General features: G+C 61.0%; 16 protein-coding genes and 1 riboswitch. Of the genes, 8 read left to right on the top strand and 8 right to left on the bottom strand.

Features of this window, described 5'->3' with window-relative positions; genetic code table 11:
* Positions 1-2 precede the first annotated feature (2 nt).
* From DNK49_RS02470 to DNK49_RS02450, 5 genes are read left to right on the top strand one after another with little or no spacing between them, the layout of a single operon-like run.
* Entirely contained in the window at positions 3-6416 is a 6414-nt protein-coding gene (locus tag DNK49_RS02470; protein ID WP_110522714.1) for a DEAD/DEAH box helicase, read from the top strand.
* Complete coding sequence (locus DNK49_RS02465) at positions 6413-8524, top strand: UvrD-helicase domain-containing protein (protein ID WP_110522713.1); 2112 nt, start codon at positions 6413-6415, stop codon at positions 8522-8524. Before DNK49_RS02470 ends, DNK49_RS02465 begins: the two co-directional genes overlap by 4 nt.
* Before the next feature lie 60 nt (positions 8525-8584).
* Complete coding sequence (locus tag DNK49_RS02460; protein ID WP_207806866.1) at positions 8585-10006, top strand: DUF6880 family protein; 1422 nt, start codon at positions 8585-8587, stop codon at positions 10004-10006.
* Positions 10003-10221 carry a DUF3820 family protein gene (locus tag DNK49_RS02455; RefSeq protein WP_110522711.1) on the top strand — a complete coding sequence of 73 codons (219 nt, stop codon included), beginning with the start codon at positions 10003-10005 and terminating at the stop codon, positions 10219-10221. The genes DNK49_RS02460 and DNK49_RS02455 overlap by 4 nt, the downstream gene beginning before the upstream one ends.
* A 42-nt stretch (positions 10222-10263) precedes the next feature.
* Entirely contained in the window at positions 10264-10848 is a 585-nt protein-coding gene (locus tag DNK49_RS02450; protein ID WP_110522710.1) for a plasmid pRiA4b ORF-3 family protein, read from the top strand.
* 13 nt (positions 10849-10861) lie between these two features.
* On the opposite strand, the gene DNK49_RS02445 is transcribed toward DNK49_RS02450, so the two are convergent.
* Positions 10862-11536 carry an SOS response-associated peptidase gene (locus tag DNK49_RS02445; protein WP_110522709.1) on the bottom strand — a complete coding sequence of 225 codons (675 nt, stop codon included), beginning with the start codon at positions 11534-11536 and terminating at the stop codon, positions 10862-10864.
* A gap of 136 nt (positions 11537-11672) precedes the next feature.
* Here DNK49_RS02445 and DNK49_RS02440 point away from each other — a divergent pair, with 136 nt between their 5' ends.
* Complete coding sequence (locus DNK49_RS02440) at positions 11673-12218, top strand: LexA family protein (protein WP_110522708.1); 546 nt, start codon at positions 11673-11675, stop codon at positions 12216-12218.
* A 39-nt stretch (positions 12219-12257) separates the two neighbouring features.
* Entirely contained in the window at positions 12258-13550 is a 1293-nt protein-coding gene (locus DNK49_RS02435) for a Y-family DNA polymerase (RefSeq protein WP_110522707.1), read from the top strand.
* Positions 13551-13565: 15 nt separating this feature from the next.
* Here DNK49_RS02435 and DNK49_RS02430 read toward each other — a convergent pair whose 3' ends face one another.
* The 4 genes from DNK49_RS02430 to DNK49_RS02415 form a co-directional block, all read right to left on the bottom strand.
* Complete coding sequence (locus DNK49_RS02430) at positions 13566-14141, bottom strand: hypothetical protein (protein ID WP_110522706.1); 576 nt, start codon at positions 14139-14141, stop codon at positions 13566-13568.
* An 84-nt stretch (positions 14142-14225) separates the two neighbouring features.
* On the bottom strand, positions 14226-15203 hold the full coding sequence (locus tag DNK49_RS02425) for a hypothetical protein (RefSeq protein WP_110522705.1): 978 nt from the start codon (positions 15201-15203) through the stop codon (positions 14226-14228).
* A 61-nt stretch (positions 15204-15264) separates the two neighbouring features.
* Entirely contained in the window at positions 15265-17040 is a 1776-nt protein-coding gene (locus DNK49_RS02420) for a hypothetical protein (RefSeq protein WP_207806865.1), read from the bottom strand.
* A gap of 212 nt (positions 17041-17252) precedes the next feature.
* A riboswitch (cyclic di-GMP riboswitch) is annotated at positions 17253-17337 on the bottom strand.
* 238 nt (positions 17338-17575) lie between these two features.
* Positions 17576-18088, bottom strand: coding sequence for a hypothetical protein (locus tag DNK49_RS02415; RefSeq protein WP_110522703.1), 513 nt, complete (start codon positions 18086-18088; stop codon positions 17576-17578).
* Positions 18089-18264: 176 nt separating this feature from the next.
* On the opposite strand from DNK49_RS02415, the gene DNK49_RS02410 reads away from it, so the two are divergent.
* Positions 18265-18804, top strand: coding sequence for a hypothetical protein (locus DNK49_RS02410; protein ID WP_110522702.1), 540 nt, complete (start codon positions 18265-18267; stop codon positions 18802-18804).
* A gap of 122 nt (positions 18805-18926) precedes the next feature.
* Here DNK49_RS02410 and DNK49_RS02405 read toward each other — a convergent pair whose 3' ends face one another.
* The 3 genes from DNK49_RS02405 to DNK49_RS02395 form a co-directional block, all read right to left on the bottom strand.
* The gene (locus DNK49_RS02405; protein WP_133255073.1) at positions 18927-19406 is read right to left on the bottom strand and encodes a hypothetical protein; all 480 of its coding nucleotides are present in this window, start codon (positions 19404-19406) and stop codon (positions 18927-18929) included.
* Positions 19407-19514: 108 nt separating this feature from the next.
* Positions 19515-19802, bottom strand: coding sequence for a hypothetical protein (locus DNK49_RS02400; protein ID WP_110522700.1), 288 nt, complete (start codon positions 19800-19802; stop codon positions 19515-19517).
* 202 nt (positions 19803-20004) lie between these two features.
* Entirely contained in the window at positions 20005-21411 is a 1407-nt protein-coding gene (locus tag DNK49_RS02395) for a tyrosine-type recombinase/integrase (RefSeq protein ID WP_110522699.1), read from the bottom strand.
* Positions 21412-21621 lie beyond the last annotated feature (210 nt).

Raw genomic sequence — 21621 nt, 5'->3', positions numbered from 1 at the left:
GCTTGCTTCCATCCCTTCTCGCTCGAGATATACAGACCGGGCTAAAACAGTTTCTCGTCGCCGCCTTCGAGCCTGCCGACCGCTTCATGCACGGCCTGATGAGCCGATTTGTCGAGGATGACGCTGCCTGGCTGAAGGGGCCTTATGTGCAGGTCGGCCTGCCCTTCGTGCCGGGCGCGGCCGGGCGGGACTTCTTTGCCGGCTTCCAGACCGAGTTCCCTGCGTTCAGCCACCAGGAGCAGGCTTGGCAGCGCCTCTCTAGCCAGCACGCGGCGGCGAACACCCTGGTGGCCACTGGAACCGGCAGCGGCAAGACCGAGTGCTTCCTGTATCCGGTGCTGGACCACTGCGCCCGTGCCCGCAAGGAGGGCGAGGGCGGCATCAAGGCGCTGGTCATCTACCCGATGAATGCACTGGCCACCGACCAGGCGCGACGTATTGCGGAACTGGTGGCGAGCGTGCCGGCGTTTGCGGGGTTGCGTGTTGGTCTCTATGTAGGGGGTAACACGGGTAACGGCGGTGACGGGATGGTGATGACGCCGCATTCGGTCATCACCGACCGGGGTACCCTGCGCAAGCACCCGCCCGACATCTTGCTGACCAACTACAAGATGCTGGACTACCTGATGCTTCGGCCGATGGACCGCGAACTGTGGGCGTCGAACACCCCGACCACGCTGCGCTACGTGGTGGTCGATGAGCTACACACCTTCGATGGTGCGCAGGGCACCGACCTGGCGCTGCTGCTGCGCCGGCTGCGGGCACGCCTGAAGATAGACCCGAAGCACCTGATTTGCGCCGGCACTTCTGCCACGCTGGGTGGAGGCTCGGACACTGCGCCGCTGCGCGAGTATGCCCGGCAGGTTTTCGGGGTGCCCTTCGAGGCGGACTCGGTGGTGGTGGAAAACCGTCAATCGGTCGGGGTGTTTCTCGAAGACGCGATGGTGGACTTCATGTTCAGCTTCCATCGCGAATGGGTCGAAGCGCTGGACCCCGCGCACTACCGGTCGCCAGAGGATGCGGTGGCCGCGTGGTTTGGCCTCTTCTTCCCGGATGAGCAGCCGCCGGCGGATGTGAGCGCCCCCGCGTGGCGCAAGGCACTTGGGTCTTTGCTCAAGCGCCACCAGTTGTTTGTGAACCTGCTCAAGTTGCTCAAGGGCGGGGTGGCGAGTTATGACACCTTGACGGACGCGTTTGCACGGAACATGCCTGACGCCAGCAAGGGCGAGATTCGCCAGGTCCTGGATGCCCTGCTGGTCCTGATGGCATGGGCCTTGCGGGAGGGCGGCCAGCCCTTGGTGACCCTGCGCGTGCAGGTGTGGGTGCGGGAGTTGCGGCGCATGGTGGGCAAGCTCGCTGCCGACCCTGAAGAGCTCAGGCTGCGCAGTGAGCGGGATTTGCCGGGTGAGCGCGACGGGGTGTACCTGCCCATGGTGCAGTGCCGGCAGTGCCGCACCACCGGATGGATTTCGCGCCTGGTGCAGGGCAGCAGCAAGCTCTCTACCAACCTCGAGGAAATCTACAACACCTGGTTCTCCCGACGTCCGGAGGCAACACGCTTCTACGCGGCGCGCAGCATTGGTCGGCCACTGGCCGAGGGCATCGAGGAGCAGGTGTGTGTGAGCTGCGGCAACGTGCAGCAGGGCAAGGAGGCGTGCCTCGCTTGCGGACATCAGACTCTGATGCCGATTTACCGTGTGACGGCGCAGCAGACCCGCGTGGTCGGGCAGGCGCAATACACCCACCACGACCCGACCTGCCCGGCTTGCGGCGAACGTGGCGAGCTTCAACTGCTGGGTGCGCGTAACGCGACCTTGGGCTCGCAGGTGGTGGAGAACAGCTGGGCCAGCCCCTTCAACGATGACAAGAAGCTGATTGCCTTCTCCGATTCGGTGCAGGATGCCGCGCACCGCGCAGGTTTCTTCGGTGCCCGGACCTACATGAACAATGTGCGCACCGCGTGGGCGCATGTGATGGATGAAGTGGAGCTCAAGGCGATGGCTTGGCCGGCCTTCATCGAGCGGGCGCATGCCCAGTTCAATGAGCCGGGCTCGGTGCTGCACATGGAGCCGGCGCGGCTGGTGTCGGAATTCCTCGGCCCGAACATGGCCTGGCAGCACGACTGGTCGGTCGAGCTGCTGCAGAAGAACCACTTGCCTGCCGAGAGCCGCTTGCCGGCCAAGGTGAAGAAGCGTCTGGTGTGGCAGCTCTTCAGCGACCTGACCTATTTGAGCCAGCGCGGGCGGACGCTGGAGCGTATCGGCAAGGCGGTGCTGGCGGTGCCCTGGGCGAGACTCGAACCTCTGGCCGCGCGCTTGTTGGATGTGTTCCGCGAGCAGTACGGTGCGCAGGGCATCGAGCAAGCCACCATTGCCCAGTGGCTGTGGGGGATGCTTACCCGGATGCGCCAGCGTGGCGGAGTGATGGACCCTGAGTTGCGTGTCTATGCTGAAGACGGCAACGTTTTTGCGCTCACCAAGACGGCAGGCCGGGGGGAATGGTTACCCGGAATGGGGGCGAACACCCCGCGGCCCATCTTTGTGACGCTTGGCAAGCACAATGATTTTGACAAGCTCGTCGGCTCTGGCCGGCCGACCTGGTACGAGCGCTGGGCGAGCGTGGTACTCGGGCAGCAGATGCTGTTGGCCAAGGGGATGGCGGCAGACCTCTACGGTGAGCTTGTCCGAATGCTGGTGGCCGAGGGGGTACTCATCAGGTCCAGTCATCATCTGGGCGATACCCTGGCGCTTAATCCTGATGAACTGACCTTGTACGGTGAGGTGGCCTTTGTCGCGACCGAGGGAAACAAGCGCCGCATGGCGGTGCCGCGCGAGGATGCCGGGCATCTACTTGGGATGCCCTGCCTGGATGCTCTGGATTCGCGCTACGAAGCACTGATTCCGGATGCGGAGGAGTGGTGGGCGCAGCGCTTCAGCCGTGGCGACCTGCGGCGGGTCATTCCGGCCGAACACACCGGCTTGCTGGAGCGTTCCATGCGCGAGGCGCTGGAGAACCGCTTCAAGGACAGGCAGCCGAAGCCCTGGTACGAGAATCTGCTGTCCGCCACGCCGACGCTGGAGATGGGTGTCGACATCGGCAGCCTGTCCTCAGTCTTGCTTTGCTCGGTGCCGCCCAATCAGGCGAGTTTCCTGCAGCGAGTGGGCCGCGCAGGGCGACGCGATGGCAATGCGATGACCACCACCCTGGCCGATGGCAACAGTCCGCACGACCTGTACTTCTTTGCCGAGACCGAGGAGATGATTGCCGGCGAAGTGTCGCCGCCGGGCGTCTTCCTGCAGGCCGCCGAGGTGCTGCGCCGGCAACTGTTCGCGTACTGCATGGATGACTGGGTGGCGGGCTTGGGAAGCCAGAACGCCCTGCCGGACAAGACATCGCAGGCGCTGGACGTGATGGAGGCGGGCAAGCTCGACCGTTTTCCCTACTTGTTCATCGACCATGTGCTGGCCCACGAGGAGCAACTCTTTAACGGCTTCATGCAGCTGCTCGACGGAGATGTGGATGAGGTGGTGCGGGCGAGGCTGCTGGATTTCATGCAGGGGCAGGGCGAGACGGATGGTTTGCGCACCCGCTTGATGAAGGCGCTGACCGAACTGCTGGAAGAGCGGCGCAGCTACAAGAAGCGCAAGGACGAGCTCGACAAGGCGGTCAAGCAGCTCAGGCAGAAGCCACAGGATGAGGCGACCAAGGCGGAAATCGACAATCTGCTGCGTGAGCGCGACAAGTTCATCGAGCTCATCAAGGAAATCAACACCCGGGACCTGCTGGGGACGCTGACCGACTACGGACTGATTCCCAACTATGCCTTCCCGGAAGCCGGGGTCCAGCTCAAGTCGGTCTTGTGGCGTCGCCGGGCGTCTGATGAGCCGGGACAGGGGAGTTACGTAACGCTCAATACCCTAAAGTACGAGCGCCCTGCGCAGTCTGCCTTGTCCGAGTTCGCCCCGGAGAACCGCTTCTACGCCAACCAGCGGCGCGTGGAGGTGGACCAAATCAACATGAACCTCGCCCGGACGGAGGACTGGCGCTTCTGCCCGAGCTGCCATCACATGCAGAACCTGAGCGTGGAGCCGGATGTTCATTCGGTGTGCCCGCGCTGCAACGATTCGATGTGGGGCGATGCGGCGCAGCGCCGGACCTTGCTGCGTTTTCGTCAGGCGATTGCCAACAGTAACGATGCGGAAGTGCGCATCGACGACAGCGCCGAAGACCGGGAACCGAAGTATTACGTGCGCCAGCTGATGGCGGACTTCCTGCCGGACAGTGTGCGTGCGGCCTGGCAGATTGCGGACGACGCACTGCCCTTCGGTTTCGAGTTCATCTCCAGGGTGACATTTCGCGATGTGAATTTTGGCGAAGTCGCCAAGCCGGGTGAAGCCTTCAAGGTGGCTGACAAGGAGGCGTCACGTCCGGGATTCCGACTGTGCCGGCACTGCGGCAAGGTGCAGAAGCCGCCCAAACGCAATGGTGAGGCGGCGGAGCAGACCCACAGCTTTGACTGTCCCAAGTACGGCAGCAACGCCCCGGCCAACTTGCTGGAGTGTCTGTACCTCTATCGCGAGTTCGAGTCCGAGGCCTTGCGCATCCTGGTGCCCTATACCCGGAATGGGGTCGATGAGCGGGTAGTGCAGTCCTTCATGGCGGCGCTGCAGTTGGGGCTGAAGCGCCGTTTTGGCGGCAGGGTGGACCACCTGCGCATGGTGCAGCAGGATGAACCCGGCAAGAACGGTGGGCCGCGCAAGTACTACGTGATGCTCTACGACTCGGTGCCAGGCGGAACGGGTTATCTGCACCAGTTGCTGGCACACGATGCCGGTACGCTGGCTGAGGTATTGCGCATGGCGCTCGATGCGGTGACCCACTGCGCCTGCAATACTGACCCGGAAAAGGACGGCTGCTACCGTTGCCTGTATCAGTACCGGTTGGGCCGTAGCATGGAGAAGGTGTCGCGTGACAACGCCAAGGCGGTGCTGACCGACCTGGTTGGGGCGCTGGACCAGTTGCAGCGGGTCGATACGATTTCGGACATCTTCATCAACCCGAACTTCGATTCGGTACTTGAGGCGCGCTTCATCGAGAGCCTGAAGCGGCTCAGTGGCGTTGGCGGGCTGCCGCTGGTCAAGCTTGTGCAGGACGTGGTCAATGGCAAGGCCGGTTGGGTTCTGGAGGTGGGGAGTCAGCGTTATCGTGTCGAGCCGCAGTGTGAGTTGGGGCCGATGCTGAACCTGAGTACCTGGAGCAAACCGGACTTCGTCATCTGGCCGTGGTCGGCGAGTTCGAAGCGCAAACCGATAGCGGTGTTCTGCGATGGCTGGGCGGACCACCAGCACTGTTTGCGGGAAGATGCGCAAAAACGCAGCGCCATTTTGGCTAGCGGGCAGTGCTGGGTATGGTCGGTAACGCATGATGATGTGAAAGCAGCGCTCGCCGGTAGTCTTGACCATGACCTGGAGTCACCCTTGGTCGCGCTTTCGCGCCACGATGGCAGCATTGCCCCGGCGCATATTCCGCGTGCCCAGGAGAAGGCCTTTACCCAGCATGCGGTGGCGCGCCTGCTTGCATGGCTGGCGACACCCGGGGGGAGCGGGAACGATGCTGGTGCGGTGGCGCAATTACAACGCAATGCGCTGTGGTTGGGCTTTTTGATGATTCCTTCAACGGCAGCTGACAAGACGGCTTGCGAAAGCCAGCGTGCACAGTGGTTGTCACGCTTGCCCGAGACCGTGAAGGCGCCTGGTAGCGGCTTTGCACCCAGTGTCGCGGTGAATAGGGGGCCGAGCACCTATGTCGGGTGGTGGCCGCTTGCGTGGGGGCGCCCGACGCCGCCTGAATTTGGCTGGAGTGCTCCGGGCATCGTGGTCCTGGATGAAACCGTCGCAGAAGGCGCCGAGCAACTGCACGCCGCGTGGCGCCGTTGGCTGCAGCTCTTCAATGCGATGCAGTTCCTGCCTGGCACGTTGATGGTTACCGGAAGTGGACTCGATGGTCATGACTACGAGGGGCTTCAGTCCGGTGCGGACTCGTCGGGTGCACCGGCCGCCGGAGGTGCTGCTCAGGCCGCTTTGCTCGCGGTTTGGGAGACGACTTTGCAGCAGACGCTGGCCGAGTTGCGTCCGGGACTGCACCGCCTTGCAGAGGCTGGTGCGGCAGTCCCCGAGGTGGGGCTGGAACTGGCAGACGAGAAGGGCAGGGTACAAGCCGATGCGGAGCTTGCCTGGCCAACAGAAATGCTGGTCGTGTTGCGTGATGACCAGGCTGACCTGAAAGAGGCATGGGTTGCGGCGCAGTGGACTGTGGTGGAACTGGACGAAGGCCTGGTTACCGCGGGCGGCGCCCCTTGGCAGGGTGCGGTGGCGGCTGCGCTGGGTCTGGCTCTGAACGATGAGGACGAACAATGAGCTTCAAGCCGAAGGTCGCGTTGGCACAGGACTTCCTGCTGCAACTTGCCCGCTTGCCGGTGTCGATGCATGCCAAAGTGATGAAATGGGCCATTCAGTTCCAGGCGGACCCGACGAGTTCCGGTATCAACTACGAGAACATCAACGGTGCCAGGGACCCCAACCTGAAATCGGTCCGGCTCGACAAGGACTGGCGCGGCATCGTATTCAAGCCTTCGAAGGGCGACGTCTATGTGTTGCTCTATGTCGACCACCACGACGATGCCTATCGCTGGGCCGAGAACCGCAAGCTGACCATCAACCCGGTGACCGGGGCCATGCAGATGGTGATGCTGGAGCATGTGGCCGAGCAGGAGGCCGACAGGGGCGCGCTGGAGCAGAATGCTTCGGAATACGCTGCGCCGACGCAGTCTGTCGAGCCGGCCCCCTCGCCGCTCTTTGGCGAACTCTCCGACACTGAGCTGATGAGTCTCGGGGTGCCGGAGGAGCTACTCCCGGTCGTACGCAAAATCAGCTCTGAGGAGGCGCTGGACGCCTTGCAGCCCCGATTGCCGGCCGAGGCCTATGAGGGCCTCTTCCTGGTAGCCGCGGGTGACAGCGTGAGCCAGGTATTGCAGGCGCGCGAGACCCGGGTGGACCAGGCCATCGACACCAGCGACTTTGTCGCTGCACTGGCGACGGCAGAGTCGCAGTCGCGCTTTGTGGTGGTCGATGACGATGAGGCCATGCAGGCCATCATGAACGCGCCGCTCGCCCAGTGGCGGGTCTTTCTGCACCCGACGCAGAACAAACTCGCGCGCGGCGACCGTAGCGGTCCGGTCAGAGTGCTGGGTGGTGCCGGCACCGGCAAGACGGTACTCGCCATGCATCGTGCCAAATGGTTGGCGGAGAACCGGGCTTTGGGTGGCAAGAAGGTGCTCTTCACCACCTTCACGCGTAATCTCGCCCTCGACATCGAGGAGAACCTGAAGACGCTGTGCAGTGCGGACACGATGGCGAAAATCGAGGTGAAGAACCTCGATGCCTGGGTGGGTGGTTTCATGCGCGCACGCAAGCTGGAGCACCGTATCGTTTATGACCGCAAGCAGGACGGGGCGCTGCAGGCTTGGCAGGCGGCGCTGGCCACAAAGGACGCTACGCTCGACCTGCCTGACAGCTTCTACTCGGATGAGCTTGAGCAGGTTGTGCTGGCGCAGGGCCTCACGACGCTGGACCAGTATCGCACGGCGCGCCGGGTTGGACGCGGCGTGATTCTGAGCCGTGCCAAGCGCGATGCGGTGTGGCCAGTCTTCGAGGAGTATCGCGGGCAACTTGCGTCGCGCAAACTCAAGGAAGTTGATGACGCCTATCGCGAAATCGCCGAGATGATTGCCATCGAGCAGGGCTCGCAGCTTGGCTACGCAGCCATCGTCATCGATGAGACCCAGGACTTTGGGCCCCAGGCCTTGAAGCTGCTGCGCGCGATGATTGCGCATGGACCCAACGACCTTTTCTTTGTCGGTGACGGTCACCAGCGAATCTACAGCCGCAACCGCGCGGCGATGAGTCGCTGCGGCATCGACATCCGCGGCCGCTCGCGAAAGCTTTACCTGAACTACCGCACCACGGACGAAATCCGCCGCCAGGCCGTGGCCTTGCTCGAAGCTTGCGAAATCGATGACCTCGATGACGGACACGACGAGAGCAAACGATATAAGTCGCTATCGCATGGGCCTGCACCGGAGGTCCGCATGACGAGCGGTCTGGAAGAAGCCGCGAGAGTCACCATCGCCTTCATCCAGCAGTGGCGAAGTGTGCAGGCCGAAAACGAGAGCCTTTCCTTCTGTGTGGTGAGCTACAGCGAGAAGAGTCGTGATGCGCTGGGGCAGCAACTCCAGTCTGCTGGTATTGCGTCCGTTCCCATCACTGCGCAGAGCAATCATGCCGATGCGCGCAACGTCGTGCATCTGGCCACGATGCACCGGGCCAAGGGGCTGGAGTTCGACTGCGTCATCGTGGTGGCACCGGAGAATTACCTGGGGCCGGCTGAAGAGACGGCAGGCCAGCGCCGGTTGTTGTACGTAGCGTTGACGCGGGCAAAACGTGGGGCGCTTCTGCTGCAGGTGTGAGTCCGAGCCTTTACCTTTAATCTGCCTAAGCAAATACGCGCCAGACCATCGAGATGGAAATTGACGACTGAAGAAATACAGATTCAATCGTACGTAGCGGGGCTTGATGTGACTGCACTGCGTGCGCTTGTCCTGGACGCTGCGAGGCGCGACGACGCCCTGCGCAAGAAGCTGTTAATGGCGGCGACCGTGGCCGAGAGCTCCGGGCTTTCCGACCTGCGCAAGGTGGTCAAGCAGGCTACCCGCACCAACGGCTTCATTGAGTATCGCGAGGCGGGTAACTACGCCAATCGCCTGGAAGGCCTTGCGGAACTGCTGTCGCAGCGCATCGCCGACGGCCAGCCGGAACTCATCGAAGTCATCGAGGAGGCTATCGCGCTCGCGGAAGATGCCTTGCAGCACATTGACGATTCCGGCGGCGAGGTGATGCCGGCGATTGTTGAGCTGCGAAAAGTGCATCTGGCTGCCTGTAACGCCCTGCATCCCGACCCGGTTTCCCTGGCAGAGCGCCTGTACAGTTTTCAGATGGATGGTCAATGGGACACCTTTCATGAGGTGCTCCCGGACTACGCGGAAGCGCTGGGCGAAGAAGGGCTGGCCGTCTATCGGCAGCGGGTCGAGCGCGAGTGGGTTGCATTGCCGACCCTGGGTCCCGAGCACTATCGCAGCGACTGGAGCACGCGACGCTTCCAGGTGGAGTCGGCGATGAAGGATATCGCCCGCTGTGTGGATGACTTCGAACTGCTGGTGGCCATCCAGGCGAAGAATCTGTCTTCCCCTTCGTGCTTCCTGACGCTGGCCGGATTGTTTCGTGAGCAAGGCCGCAAGGACGAGGCGCTGCGCTGGGTGGAGCAGGGGATTGCGGCGTTTCCGAATGAGCGCAATGACGACCTCTTGAGCCTTGCCATCGAACTGCAGCTGGCGCTTGGGCAGCATGCGGAGGTCGAGCGACACACCTGGCAGCGTTTCGAGCAGGCCCCTGGCTGCGGCCCCTTCTTCAAGTTGATGGAAGTCGCTGGCCTGATTGAACGCGAGACCGCGCTGCGCAAGCGGGCGCTCGACTTCCTGTGGCAGAAGGTCGCTGAGGAAGAAGCCGCCGATAGTCATGTTCGCCGCAGTCCCTGGGACAAACCCCGCCGGGGTGACATCGTGTCCATCTTTCTGCGCGAGGGCGATGCCGAGGCCATGTGGCGCGCGTTCAGCGGCGGGAAAGTCGATGCCGGCCTGTGGGAGCCGGTCGCCGATGCGCGGAGCAAGACGCATCACGAGGATGCGATAGCGCTCTACAAGCGCCTGTTGCCGCATGTGGTCGAGGGTGGTTCGCGCGGCTCCCACTACGGGGAGGCGCTTGCCATCGTCAAGAAAATCCGCGCGCTGCGGGTGGCGCACAAGCAGTTGGGCATTTTCGGCGACGAACTGGGGGAAATCCGGCTGGAGTGGAAGCGCAAGCGGAACTTCATGAAGCTGTTGGATGCGCTGTGACCCCAGAGCTGCTGGAGTTGCTCGTGACCCGGGAGATGCCCTTTGGAAAGTACAAGGGCCGACTCATTGCAGACCTGCCCGGGCATTACCTGGCCTGGTTCGCGCGGGAGGGGTTCCCCAAGGGGCAACTCGGACAACTGCTTGCCCTGATGCACGAGCTGGACCATAACGACTTGCGCGCGCTGGTCGAACCGCTGCGAAAGCGGCCAGGATGAGGCATCAGTTTGCCGTCGGTAGAGAGGAAAGAGGGAGGACGAATGTCGCGAAAAACCGCCGTGAAGGCCTACACCCTTCGCATCGAGCTTCAGGACATTGAGCCGCTTATCTGGCGTCGGCTGCTCGTCGATGGCGACTCCACGCTGAGCAAGCTGCACCACTACATCCAAGCCGCGATGGGCTGGACCGACGCCCATCTGCATGAGTTCGAGATTGGCGGCAAGACCTATGCAACACCGCACCCGGATGACGACCCGGAGCGGGACGTCATCGATGAGCGCAGAGTCCGGCTGGACCGCGTAGCGACCACCGGCGACCACTTCTCCTATCTCTACGATTTCGGCGACAGCTGGCAGCATCGTGTTGTGGTCGAGCGTGTTGAGTCTCTTGACGGAGACCAGCGCGGCTACGCCTATGTGTCGGCGGGGGAGAGAGCCTGTCCGCCTGAGGATGTGGGCGGTGCAGCGGCTTACATGGATTTCATGGACCAGATTTCGCAGCGACCGCTGGATGAGGAAGGGTGCCGGCTGCTGCAATGGGCCGGCGAGGATTTCGACCCGGTGCGGTTCGACCGCCATGCGGCCAATGCGGCCTTGTTGCGGATGGCCTGGAATCGGTGGGTTTGAGGTCAGTGGTTTGTTAGTCGACAGGCGCTATCAGGTCCGGGCTGTCGTTTTTGACGTTGCCGACAGCCTTGGAGACTGGGAAAAGTGCAACCGGGACGACAGGGGGTGATGAAATGAGGCTGTCGAGGTGTTCAGGTTCGGTTGCCCTGGCAAGCCATGTTGAGTAGTCCTTTGGGGCAAGAATGACGGGCATTCGGTCGTGCAGGGGGCGGATGGCGTCGTTTGCAGCGGTTGTGATGACGGAGAAGGTGTCGGTGGTCATGCCGTCTGCTGGGGCCCATCGCTCCCAAAGGCCTGCAAAGCCGAAGAGGCCGCCGTCGGCTGGATGGATGTAGTAAGGCTGTTTCCCGTTTTCGGCGGCTTTCCATTCGAAGAACCCGCACGCCGGGATGATGCAGCGCCGTGCTTTGTATGCAGCCCGAAACGAAGGCTTCTCTGCGAGCGTCTCGGCACGGGCGTTGATGAGTTTGGCTGCGATGGAGTCGTCTTTTGACCAACTCGGAACCAGACCCCAACGCAGTAGATGCACGACACGTTCGCCGTTCGGACGCTGACGCACGACTGGGAGCGTCTGGAGTGGCGCGGCGTTGTAGTGGGGGCCGAATCCTTCGGGAAGCTCGTCGATGCTTGCGTCGAACTGCTCGTGCAAGCGTGAAGTGGGGCCGTAGAGGGCGTAGCGACCGCACATGTGCGCTCTCTTGTGGGTGTCGGAGGGTTCATCATCGGCTGTGAAGGCAGTCGCTGCAAGGCTTGGGCGTGGCCTTGGGGCTGGGGCCTTGATTGGTAGGCTTGTAGGCTGGCGAGAGCTGTACGAAAATACAGCCATGAACGACTGCCACCCACTTCTCCACTCCGACCGAGCTGATGTAACACCGCTTGTTGCCAGTGTCTCATCGTCTGACTTCACCCAGCGGCGAAGACTGCGTTCTCCGGGGCCAGAGGATTTCCCGGAAACGCTTTGGCCTGACAGGAACGCGACAACCCTCGCCATCCCGCTGGCTGCCGGAAAGGTCTCGGCAGGATTTCCATCGCCGGCGGCCGACTACGAGGACAAGCGGCTCGACATCAACGATTACCTGGTCCGTAACGCCGTTTCGACCTTCTTCTTTCCGGTCCAGGGCGATTCGATGCAGGGCGCGGAAATTTTCGACGGCGACATCCTGGTGGTCGACAAGAGTGTCGAGCCTCAGCATGGCCACATCGTGGTTGCTTTCGTCGACGGCGAGCGGCTGGTCAAACGCTTGTACAAGCGGGGCGCCCGGGTCGCGCTGGTTGCTGAGAACCCTGCCTACCCAACTATCGAGGTCACCGGCGAAATGGAGATGGTGGTTTGGGGCGTGGTGGTCGGCAAATTCAAGCGCCTTCTTTGACTGCTGCGCTCTGGGTAACACAGGTAACGAGGTAACGCAGTGGCAGTGTTTGCGCTGGTCGATTGCAACAACTTCTACGCCAGTTGCGAGAAGCTTTTTGACCCGAGGCTCGAGGGTAAGCCGGTCGTTGTGCTCTCGAACAACGATGGCTGCGTAGTTGCACGCTCAGCCGAAGCCAAGGCGTTGGGTGTGCCGATGGGGGCGCCCTGGCATCAACTGAGAGAACTGGCGACGCGCGAGGGCATCATCGCGTACTCGTCAAATTACTCGCTGTACGCCGACATGAGCAATCGTGTCGTGGAGGTACTCGGACAGTTCTCGGCGAACCTTGAGGTCTACTCGATTGATGAGAGCTTTCTCGACCTGTCGGGCTACCACGGGCTGAACTCGGCTGGCCTGCATGGCTACGGCGTTGAGATTCGTCGTCGAGTCGCCCAGTGGCTCGGGCTGGCGGTGTGTGTCGGTATCGGCACATCGAAGACCCTCGCTAAGCTGGCCAACCACTGCGCGAAGAAGGGACTTGCTGGACGGGACGGTGTCTGCGACTTCACGGTGATGTCGGAAGCTAAGCTGTCGAACCTGTTCGCGACCATCCCCGTTGACCAGGTCTGGGGCGTCGGACGCCGCATCTCCGACCGGTTGCATGAGATGGGTATCGAGACCGTGCGAGACCTGAGGGATGCCGATGCAGAGACGATTCGAGCGCGCTTCTCGGTGGTGCTGGAACGCACGGTGCGCGAACTGCGCGGGGTGTCTTGCGTCGACCTGGAAGAGGTCGCTCCTACCAAGCAGCAAATCATGAGCAGTCGGTCGTTCGGGCTGTACGTGTATGACCTGGATGAACTACGGGAAGCCGTAGCGAGCTACATCGCCAAGGCGGCTGAGAAACTACGCGCGCAGGACAGCCTTGCCGGCGCCGTCCAGGTGTACATCCGCACCAATCCCTTCACACCGAAGGAGCCTCAATATCAGCGAGCGGTCACCTTGCCGCTGCCCGAGCCCACCGCCGACACGCGGGTGCTGAGCCGGTTCGCCATCAACATTCTGAAGGGCATCTACCGACCAGGTTATGCGTACCAAAAAGCAGGGGTGGTGCTGACTGAGCTGCAGCCGCGCAAGCTGCGCCAGCAAAGCCTTTTTGCCCATGAAGCGGGGGATGAGCGAGCGCAGAGCGTGATGAATGCGATGGACAGCATCAACGCGAAGTGGGGAAGGGGAACGGTGCGCATTAGTGCTGAGGGCCTTAACAACGCATGGCAGATGCGACGAGGCCGGCTTTCGCCGGCCTACACCACGTCGTGGCGGGAATTACCCGCCGTGAAGGCTTGTTAAGCCTTGGCAGCGTTCTTAGTCAAGCCCCGCATACTCCAGCAACTCTTGGCGTGTGGTCGGGTCTTCGAGCACAGAAAGGGATTTGCCGAGATTGCCGGCGATGGCCTCGACCAACTCCGTTCCCTTCTTTGTAAGCGTGACGAGTTGCCCCTCTCCTTCACTACGGAGAGTTTTCCTCCAGCCTTTGACTTTGGTGACCTTCACGAGCTTCTTGGCGACGAGGCCAGCAATGGCGTCGGGAAAGTCAGTTTCGTCGAAGTAAATCTGCCCCGCACCAGGAAGTACGCAAATACCATCGAACGAATCAACAAGTTGCTGGCAACCGTCAGGTACAGCTTCGCCCACGCAGGCCTCCCAGTTTGAGTGTGCAAGGGTCGCGAGTGTGCAGAGCTCACGCATGGTCATATCTTCATATTCATTGGCGCAGACTGGGTAGGTGACTGCGCGTACGACTCTGCCCACCGCGCGCTTGGCACTCATTTCGTATGGAATGTCTTCGGATGAAGGTCGGACGTGAAAGGAGGCAGCCGTCCCTTCTTCGATGAGTGTGTCAAGCATGTTCTCCACTTCCTCGGGTGTATTTTTGGTCATCTGGAAAACTCCTTTTTGTTGCTGTGCGATGGGTTCGGCGTAAGGCGCCGCAGATTGATGAGTGGTCGAAGGGTATCAGTGCTGTCACCCTGGTCCGGAGCAAGTCGGTTGGTGAGCTTTCCCCTGTGTATCGATTGCCCAACTTAAGGCGTATTTTTCTTGATGCCGGTTGCGCTCATGGTGCGCCTGATTCCAGTTTTGCAAGTAACGAGCAAGGTGTGGCTCCATGGCAGAAAACCACCGCAGGTACGGTTCAAATGGGGTCATGTTGAACCAGGCGTCATAAGCGTATTCACAACGCGCGAATTCCGCCTTTAGCGCTTGGTACGTGGCGTCGTAGAGCCTCGATTCTCCAAGGCATTGCAGGGTTTTCTCACGCCAGAACGGCTTGGTCAGGATGTTCGATTCACGGGCTTCAGCCAGGAGCATCTCCTGAAAGAGCTGAGTGGGCTGGAAATAGATGTGATGTGGGATGGCTGTGCAAAGCGGGACGTGGGTGGTGCGACGATTCCCGTTCGCATGGGCCTCGGCGCCGAACATCAGGGTGAGCAGTCGTGCCCATTCTTTTTGCGATAGCCCGTTTTGCGGCGCTGGCTTCGACGCGTTTTCCAGGACCTCGTCAAAGGTCAGGTCGCCCTTGGCGTTATTGGCCTTGGCGCTCATCGCGACCAGGTTGCCTCTGGCGTATGCGCCATTACTGATGAGACGGTCGATGGAACAGTCCGTCTCCGTGCCCGTTCCGGTTGTCAGTGCAACCAGCGTGACAGGGCACGTTGCTGGGCGGATACCTTCCAAGAAGTCTGGGGAGATGTCGTCTGTGAGGATGAAGTCTCGCTTGAGGGCGCTGAGCCGCAGCGCGAGCCATTTGTTGACGGCCCAGTTGCGGGTGGCCTTCTTGCGGCCTCGGTAGCTGTCATAGCCGCGGAAAAATTCAACCGGCAGGCTGCCCGCGCGAGGGCGTCGCAGATTGAAGCGGGCATGGTCAATCCCGAGCTCGTAAGCCTTGCGGGACAGCTCGGTCTTGGTCGATTTTTGCTCGCCAGCCTGCGCAGGTACGGTCATTCGAAATCTGACAAAAAATGGCGCAGGCCCCCATGGGGGACCTGCGCTCGCTACCGACCGCTTACGCGGCCAACAGCTCGCTCTCATCACATACCGGCAACAGCTCCGCCGGAATATCGAACATCGTCACCTTGCTGGACTTGTAGCCTGCACCCAACCGCTGCGTGCTTTCCTCGCCGCCGGGCAGGCGACGAAGCGTCAGCGACCAGCCCCCATGCTGCCACTTCGTGCCACGGAACAGCTTGCGCAACTCCGCATGGTCGGCACTGTTGGCCACCATCAGGACCCAGCGCCCTTTTTGGAGGGCGACCCGAAGGCCAAGCTGGGTCAGACGGTGTTGCAGTTCCAGGGAACCTGTGGGGTTCTCGCAAATGCTCGTGATGGCTTCACCGATGGACATCGGCCGACGCACCACGTACTCGCCAGTAAAGCGCGGTAGGGGCAGCACGCGCGAGATAAGGGCCTCCAGGCAACGGACGTGGTCCGATTCTTCACGTTGTTCGACGTAGCGGCCGAGTCCGCACAGACCAACCAGCGTCTGCGCATCATCTTGCGTCGCCGCTTTGTCCGACACCATCACCCAGTACCCTGCAAGCAGGGGGCCGACGGTGTCAGCCAGTCGGGCGTCGCCGCCATTTAGCTGCACGGCGTCCCGAATGACCTCAAGCGACGCCTGGAGGACACTCCACTGACGCACAGCCTTGACTGCCAGCCGTGCGCCAAGCTCCCGAAACTCGCTCATCGACGGCAGCGCGCTGCCTGCCGTCTGGTCACGTTTCAGCGCCTCGAAAATTGCCCACCGACTGAGGTCGGCAGGTTCGAACTTTCCGGGGCTGATGCCGGCTGCCAAGAAGGGGGCGCAAAAGCGATACGACTTGCTCGTGCCACCCGGGGTACCGACGATAATTCCTGAGTCGGCCTCTGCTTGGCTGTAAGCATTGCGTGCAATCGTCAGCGTGTCCTTCCACTTGACAGGACTGGTGTCGGCCTCCGCCTCGTCAATGATGACCGAGCGGGTGGTTCCGCCAATGGTTTGATACAACCCTGCCTTGGTCGGAAGACCAGTGAACTTGTGATTCAAGGAGCCGAGCATTTCGCTCAGCGCATCAAGCAGCACGGTTTTGCCACTGCCCGCCTCTGCGGTGATGAAAACGTGTGGGCGTCGTGCGAGGGACGGTGCAAGCACTGCACACACGAACCACCCCAGCAACATCTCCGGAACCATGTCGTTCTTCCAGTTCATGCTGCCAAAAAAGCGCAGCACACGGTCGACGTCCTTTTCGCTGGCACTGGCGGTATCCCGCTGGAAGCCAACGCTACCCGACTTTGGGTAGATTTTTCCTTCGACTGCACGCCCTTCGAGAGCCTCCCCGTCGTTTGTCCACAACTCGTCACTGTTGACGATGAGTTTCTCGCCGTTCGACGAGGGCCATACGCCGCAGCGACGCTCACTGCTCTCCTCGTAGAGACCAGCCGCCTGACACTGGGTGATGACATCGGTTGCCAGGCGCTTGTGATTGAAGACCAACTCCTCCTTTTTCTCATGGAACTCGAGATAGTGCTGGTCGCACCACTGCGCGCCGAAGACGCTTTTCAGCGTCATCTCGTTCATGTTCGACGGCCGCAACTGCACGACACGCCCTTGGATTAGCGAGAACACGACCGACGCGTTTCCAAGATAGCCCAAGGCTACATAGCCACCTGTGACGGTGGAGGAGGTGTTCAGGGGGGCGCCGTTCAGTCCGATGATGTTGTTGCTCACTTGGATGTTCCTCTCTTCTAGTCCGCAACCCCAAGGCTGCGGCACGTCTGTGGATGCGCTGTCCGCTCGGTACATTGAGCGTCGCGCGGGTCGGACCTTTCGGCTCGAAGTAGACGTAGAGAAGCTGAACGGGCACCCGTGAAACCTGGACCGGGTGCCCTGGCGCTGCCCCCTGACGGGGGGAGTGTTGATGTTCGACTTGTTAAAGAGCGAGAAAACTCGCTTCCCGACCCGAGGGTGGGAAAGGCTCTTTAACGAAAGTGAAAGTGCGGAGAACTCCGCGAGGGACGGGCAACCCAGCCGCCCTCGGTCAAACCGGTCGGGCCTGTGGCTTTGCGTCCGGGACTTACACCCCGTTTGCCTTTAATGATGTTAAATATAACAAAAAAACTGTTTTTAATGAATTAGAGCTTCGTGGTATGTGAAATTTTTCACGGAAATCTCGGAGGTAGAGGTGTGATAAATCCGTTCGTCTCTATGGGGCGAATCGGGTAACAGCGGTAACCAGGAGCAGGAGGGAGTTCGGACGTCTGTTGCCGACCGAGACGTGTGACGGAGGTGGGACTTTGCGAGGGGCGTGCCTCCTCTGCATGCCTAGAACCCGTCGCTACTAAGTCGTCGGTTCCTTGAGGCTCTTACCCTTCGCCTTTGACGTCATGGCGCGTTCCGCCTCATCAAGCTTGTCCCAAAAGTCAGCGATACGCGCCTCGAACTCGCGCAGGTTACAGCCTGGCCGCAGGTGGAGGTTGTTGAGACCGGTACCTTCCAGGTAGTGCTCTGTCACGCCTGCGCGTGTCAGCTTGTTCCAGAGAACCTCTTCTTCAAAGCTTAGGAGCTCGGGGTGGGTCAGAACCATCTTGAGGAGCCGCTCGCCTCGGTGCGGTGACCACAGCCTATTGATGATATCGCGGTCGTAGCGGACGTCTCTTGAGTTCTGGATGCCGTCGAACGGGTCCTCGAGTACCCGCTGGATGGCCATTTCCACCGTCTGTGCGACTGACCGGTTGTGGAGTCGGGCCATGAGTTCAAGGCCGAACTTCAGCTTCGGATTGATTCGGATGGTGATGACCTCCGACTTGTTCCGGGAGCCGAGGTCCACACGGCCCCCCTGCGGTTTTTCCATGTTGATAGCCAAGTGTGAAGATGGCCGCACTATACCTGATGTAATCAAAAGTTGACTTTCAGTGGCTGAATGAAATACAATGATTACATAGAATAATTTGGTGTGGCTCCGGTAGCGGTTACCGGGCTGCAATAACCGCCTCCAGACTGGGAGGTAATCGAAAATTGGAGATGTAAATGAATCAAGCAGAAATCAGCGTGCCGAACCCATATTCAAACGAGCAGCGCGCTGCGATGCAGGAGTGGTTTTTTCAAGTGTGGGAGGATGGGAACAAATGCGAAACGAATCTAGTTGAGAGCTGCCTGAAGGCTCACGAAGGCAGCATGGTTTCCCGTGAGTTCGCAGCAGCCGTTTCGCTCGCAAGGTACTTTGAACTCATCAACAATGCATCCATTGGCTTGAAGGGTCGTTTCACTGCTGAGGAGGTGGAGTCTTTGCTCGATGCCTTTGATTGTCCAACCTTCGATGTTCAGGCTAGGGGGGTAATGGCCAAGCGCTACCTCGATGCTGTGGGCTTAGGGTTCCTCGATGACGAGGAGGTTGAAGCATTGGAAGCTCGCTCGGGTGCGGCTCGCGTGTATACGAAGCTCACGCAACTCACTGAGGTCGAAGAGCTAGCTCTCAGCGATGTTTTGGAATGTGCTTCGGCTGGCCGGGATGAAGGGCGAAATTACGCGATGAGCCGCTTGACGGTGACCGAAGCTGAAGTGGTGTGATGCGTTCGGCCCTCGGGGCGGCACAGAACGGGCTTGTAACCTGTACCTCCGTGCCCCCGAGTGCGAGAAATCGACGGCCTCTCGCGGTGTTGGAGAGGCCGTCGTTGTATTGATGCGGCGCCTTACCCTGGGGAGGCCTGCTCGAGCTGGGATTCCAGTGCGAGACTGGGGTGCTCGGCGAGTACCTCCGTGCCGAGGAGGTCGGCGTACTGCACTAGCGCGTTATAGGTATTCACAAACGCCTGATGGCGGGCAATGAGCACCTCTTTCTGCTTCCGGTTGCCAGGTCGCATGAAATCGCCCAGATGCGTGCCAAACGGATTGGTGCCATGTGCCTCGCGAAGCGCCGCCCAGAGTGCCTTCTGGCGGTCTCCCATCTGATGCAGTCCGATAAACGTCCTCAGTTCCATGAGTCCCGAGTCGTTGGGATTGTGAACGCCAAGAAATGCGCCATGACTTGTGGGGATGAACGCCGTGAGAGTCGCGCTGTCGTTTTCGTGGGCCAAGAGGCGGTCAACCATCGCGTACCACGGCACCAGTAGTGCGAGCTCGCGCAATTCGGGAAAAACATCCTTGGGCTTGGGGACCTCGGTCCAGGGCATTCGTTGGAACAGCCTTGCCACACAGTGCTCACCGATGAGGGTAGTGAGCCAGGTCTCCTGCACGTCTTGCGGGTAGGCGCTGACACGGTCAGAGTCAAAGCGCAGGGCCTACTCGTTCCAGCTGTTGAACGGGTGAGCTTCGTCACAGTGCAGAAAAATCGACCACCAAACAGCGTTCTTGCGTCGCCCGGTCACTTCCTTGTGCAGCACGACAGGACTCGAGGCCGCCGCGTCGAGTTGGCGGAAGAACTTGTTGGCTTGCTTCGGGTTCGAGAGGTCTCCTGCGGGCTTCAACGCAGTAGCTGTTACTCGGTCGAGCAGCTTCGCATTCTCATCTTCGAGATACTGCCAGAATGCGCTTCGAAGGCCTTTGGCCAGTGATTCTGTGATGACCATACTGCAAGGGGTGATGTAATGGAAAGATGCACGGGACCAGGGAACAGAGAGCGAGGAAGGGTAAGTGCGCTGCGCCTCGCTCGACTCTACCAGTATCGCGGCTGAGCAGCATTTTTTACAGTGAGGTGCAGCAGCGGCGCATTCAGGTGGCAGTCAGGGCGCTGACCGCAAACCCGAAATGCGCCGCACTTGGCGCAGATGCTCAAGCACTGCGTCGGCGCTTTCCGAAGTCGACCACGACGACGGTGCGCTCCTCGCTCGCCGCAGCAGAATCGACGCTGGTGCGCTCTTGGTGTGGCGGGGTCGTCGGCCGTGGCGCGGGGGGCTGGGTCTGAATAATGATGCCCCCGTCGTCATCTGATTGGGTGCCCCGGTTTCCAGCTTGGCGCTGGAGTCGTGCATTGCGACGTGCCTCGTAGGAGGAGGGCTGTTGAGCCTCGACCGGTGTCGGTGGCGAAGGCTCGGTTTCGTCGAGGATTTCCAGTGCATCTTCACGCATCAGATGCGTATAGCGCGCGAGCATCTGGTTCGAGCGGTGGCCGGTCATCTGGCGCAAAAGGTCGGGGTTGCGAAGGCGTCGTGCGTGACGCGTGGTACCTACGTGGCGTGCGTCATGGAAGTGCAGGTCGACTTCTCCAGCGCGCTCACAAGCGCGAGTCCAAGCTTTGTGCAGTGCGTTGGCTGTGACCGGGAAAACTCGGCTGTCGTGCGCCTCGCGCTTGAGGGCGCCAAGAATTTCGACGGCGCGCAGAGTCAGCGGCGTGGTGACATTGTGGCCCGATTTGGTGTCCCAAAGCAGGATGTAGCGCTCGGTAAGGTCGACCCGGTCCCAGGTCAGATTGAGCAGGCTGCCGCGCCGTGCCGTGGTTTCGACAGCCAGGTCGTAGAGCGGCAGGATGAAGGGGTTATCGCACTCAGCCAAGGCTGTACGTAGCTTTGCCTCACGCTCCTGGCTCATCACCACGTCTCGCCCAGGGGAGCAGGAGGGAAGTTTGACGCCGGTGAGTGGGTTGGCGAAGGCGCTCCAGTTCCATTCCTTGATGGCCATATTGAAGGCGTGCTTGAGCAGAGCAATCTCTTTCTGTACGGTGCTGCCCGACAAGCCCTCGCTGGTCATTGTGGTGATGAACGCGCGAAAGTCCATCGTTTTGAGCCGTGCGACTTTCATTTTGGCAAGCTGGGCACGTACGGCCGCCGTAGCGCTATGAGCCTCGCAGCGAGCACCACGCAGTGCGGCAAAGGCACGGGGCAGCTCGCAGTCGTCAAGGGTCGGTGGAAGGGTTTCGAGTTCGCGCTGACCTTGCTCGCCCTTGACCAGTTTCAGGCGCGGCAGGCCGGCAGCGCCCAGGTAGCGGTTGATGCGGTCCAGTTCGCTCTTGGCACTTTTCTTGGCGATGGTGTAATGCTGAGCATACTCGAACAGTGTCTCGGCCAGGGTGACGCGGGTGGGGCCGCCCAGATGAGGCTCATGGGCGCTTCGCAGTTCTGTGGCGGTGGCCTCTGCCCAGGCCTTCGCATCACTCTGGTGTGTGAAGTTCTTTTTGACGTTGTGGCCCTGGATGGTGACACTGGCTTGCCAGCCGTCGCGGTGGCGGTAGATGCTGGCCATGGTCAGTCCCCCTTCGCGAAGGAGTGGGCAGGGGGGGGGACGGCGTCTAGCGGTTCAAGGTGTTTCATCGAAATCCTCCGGTGTGGGTGGATTTCGTCTAGAGCCTGTCGTTTATATCGACGCTTTAGGGGCGCAATGAAGCGCCCTGTTCCGCGGTCATCCGGCCTCTATCCTGCCTCCCAATCTGCCTCCCGGCAGGGTTTTGGGGTG

The sequence above is a fragment of the Parazoarcus communis SWub3 = DSM 12120 genome, assembly GCF_003226565.1.
GTDB classification, from domain to species: domain Bacteria; phylum Pseudomonadota; class Gammaproteobacteria; order Burkholderiales; family Rhodocyclaceae; genus Parazoarcus; species Parazoarcus communis.
The sequence above is the reverse complement of the archived record's forward strand: the minus strand, read 5'-3'. Positions and strand labels throughout refer to the sequence as shown.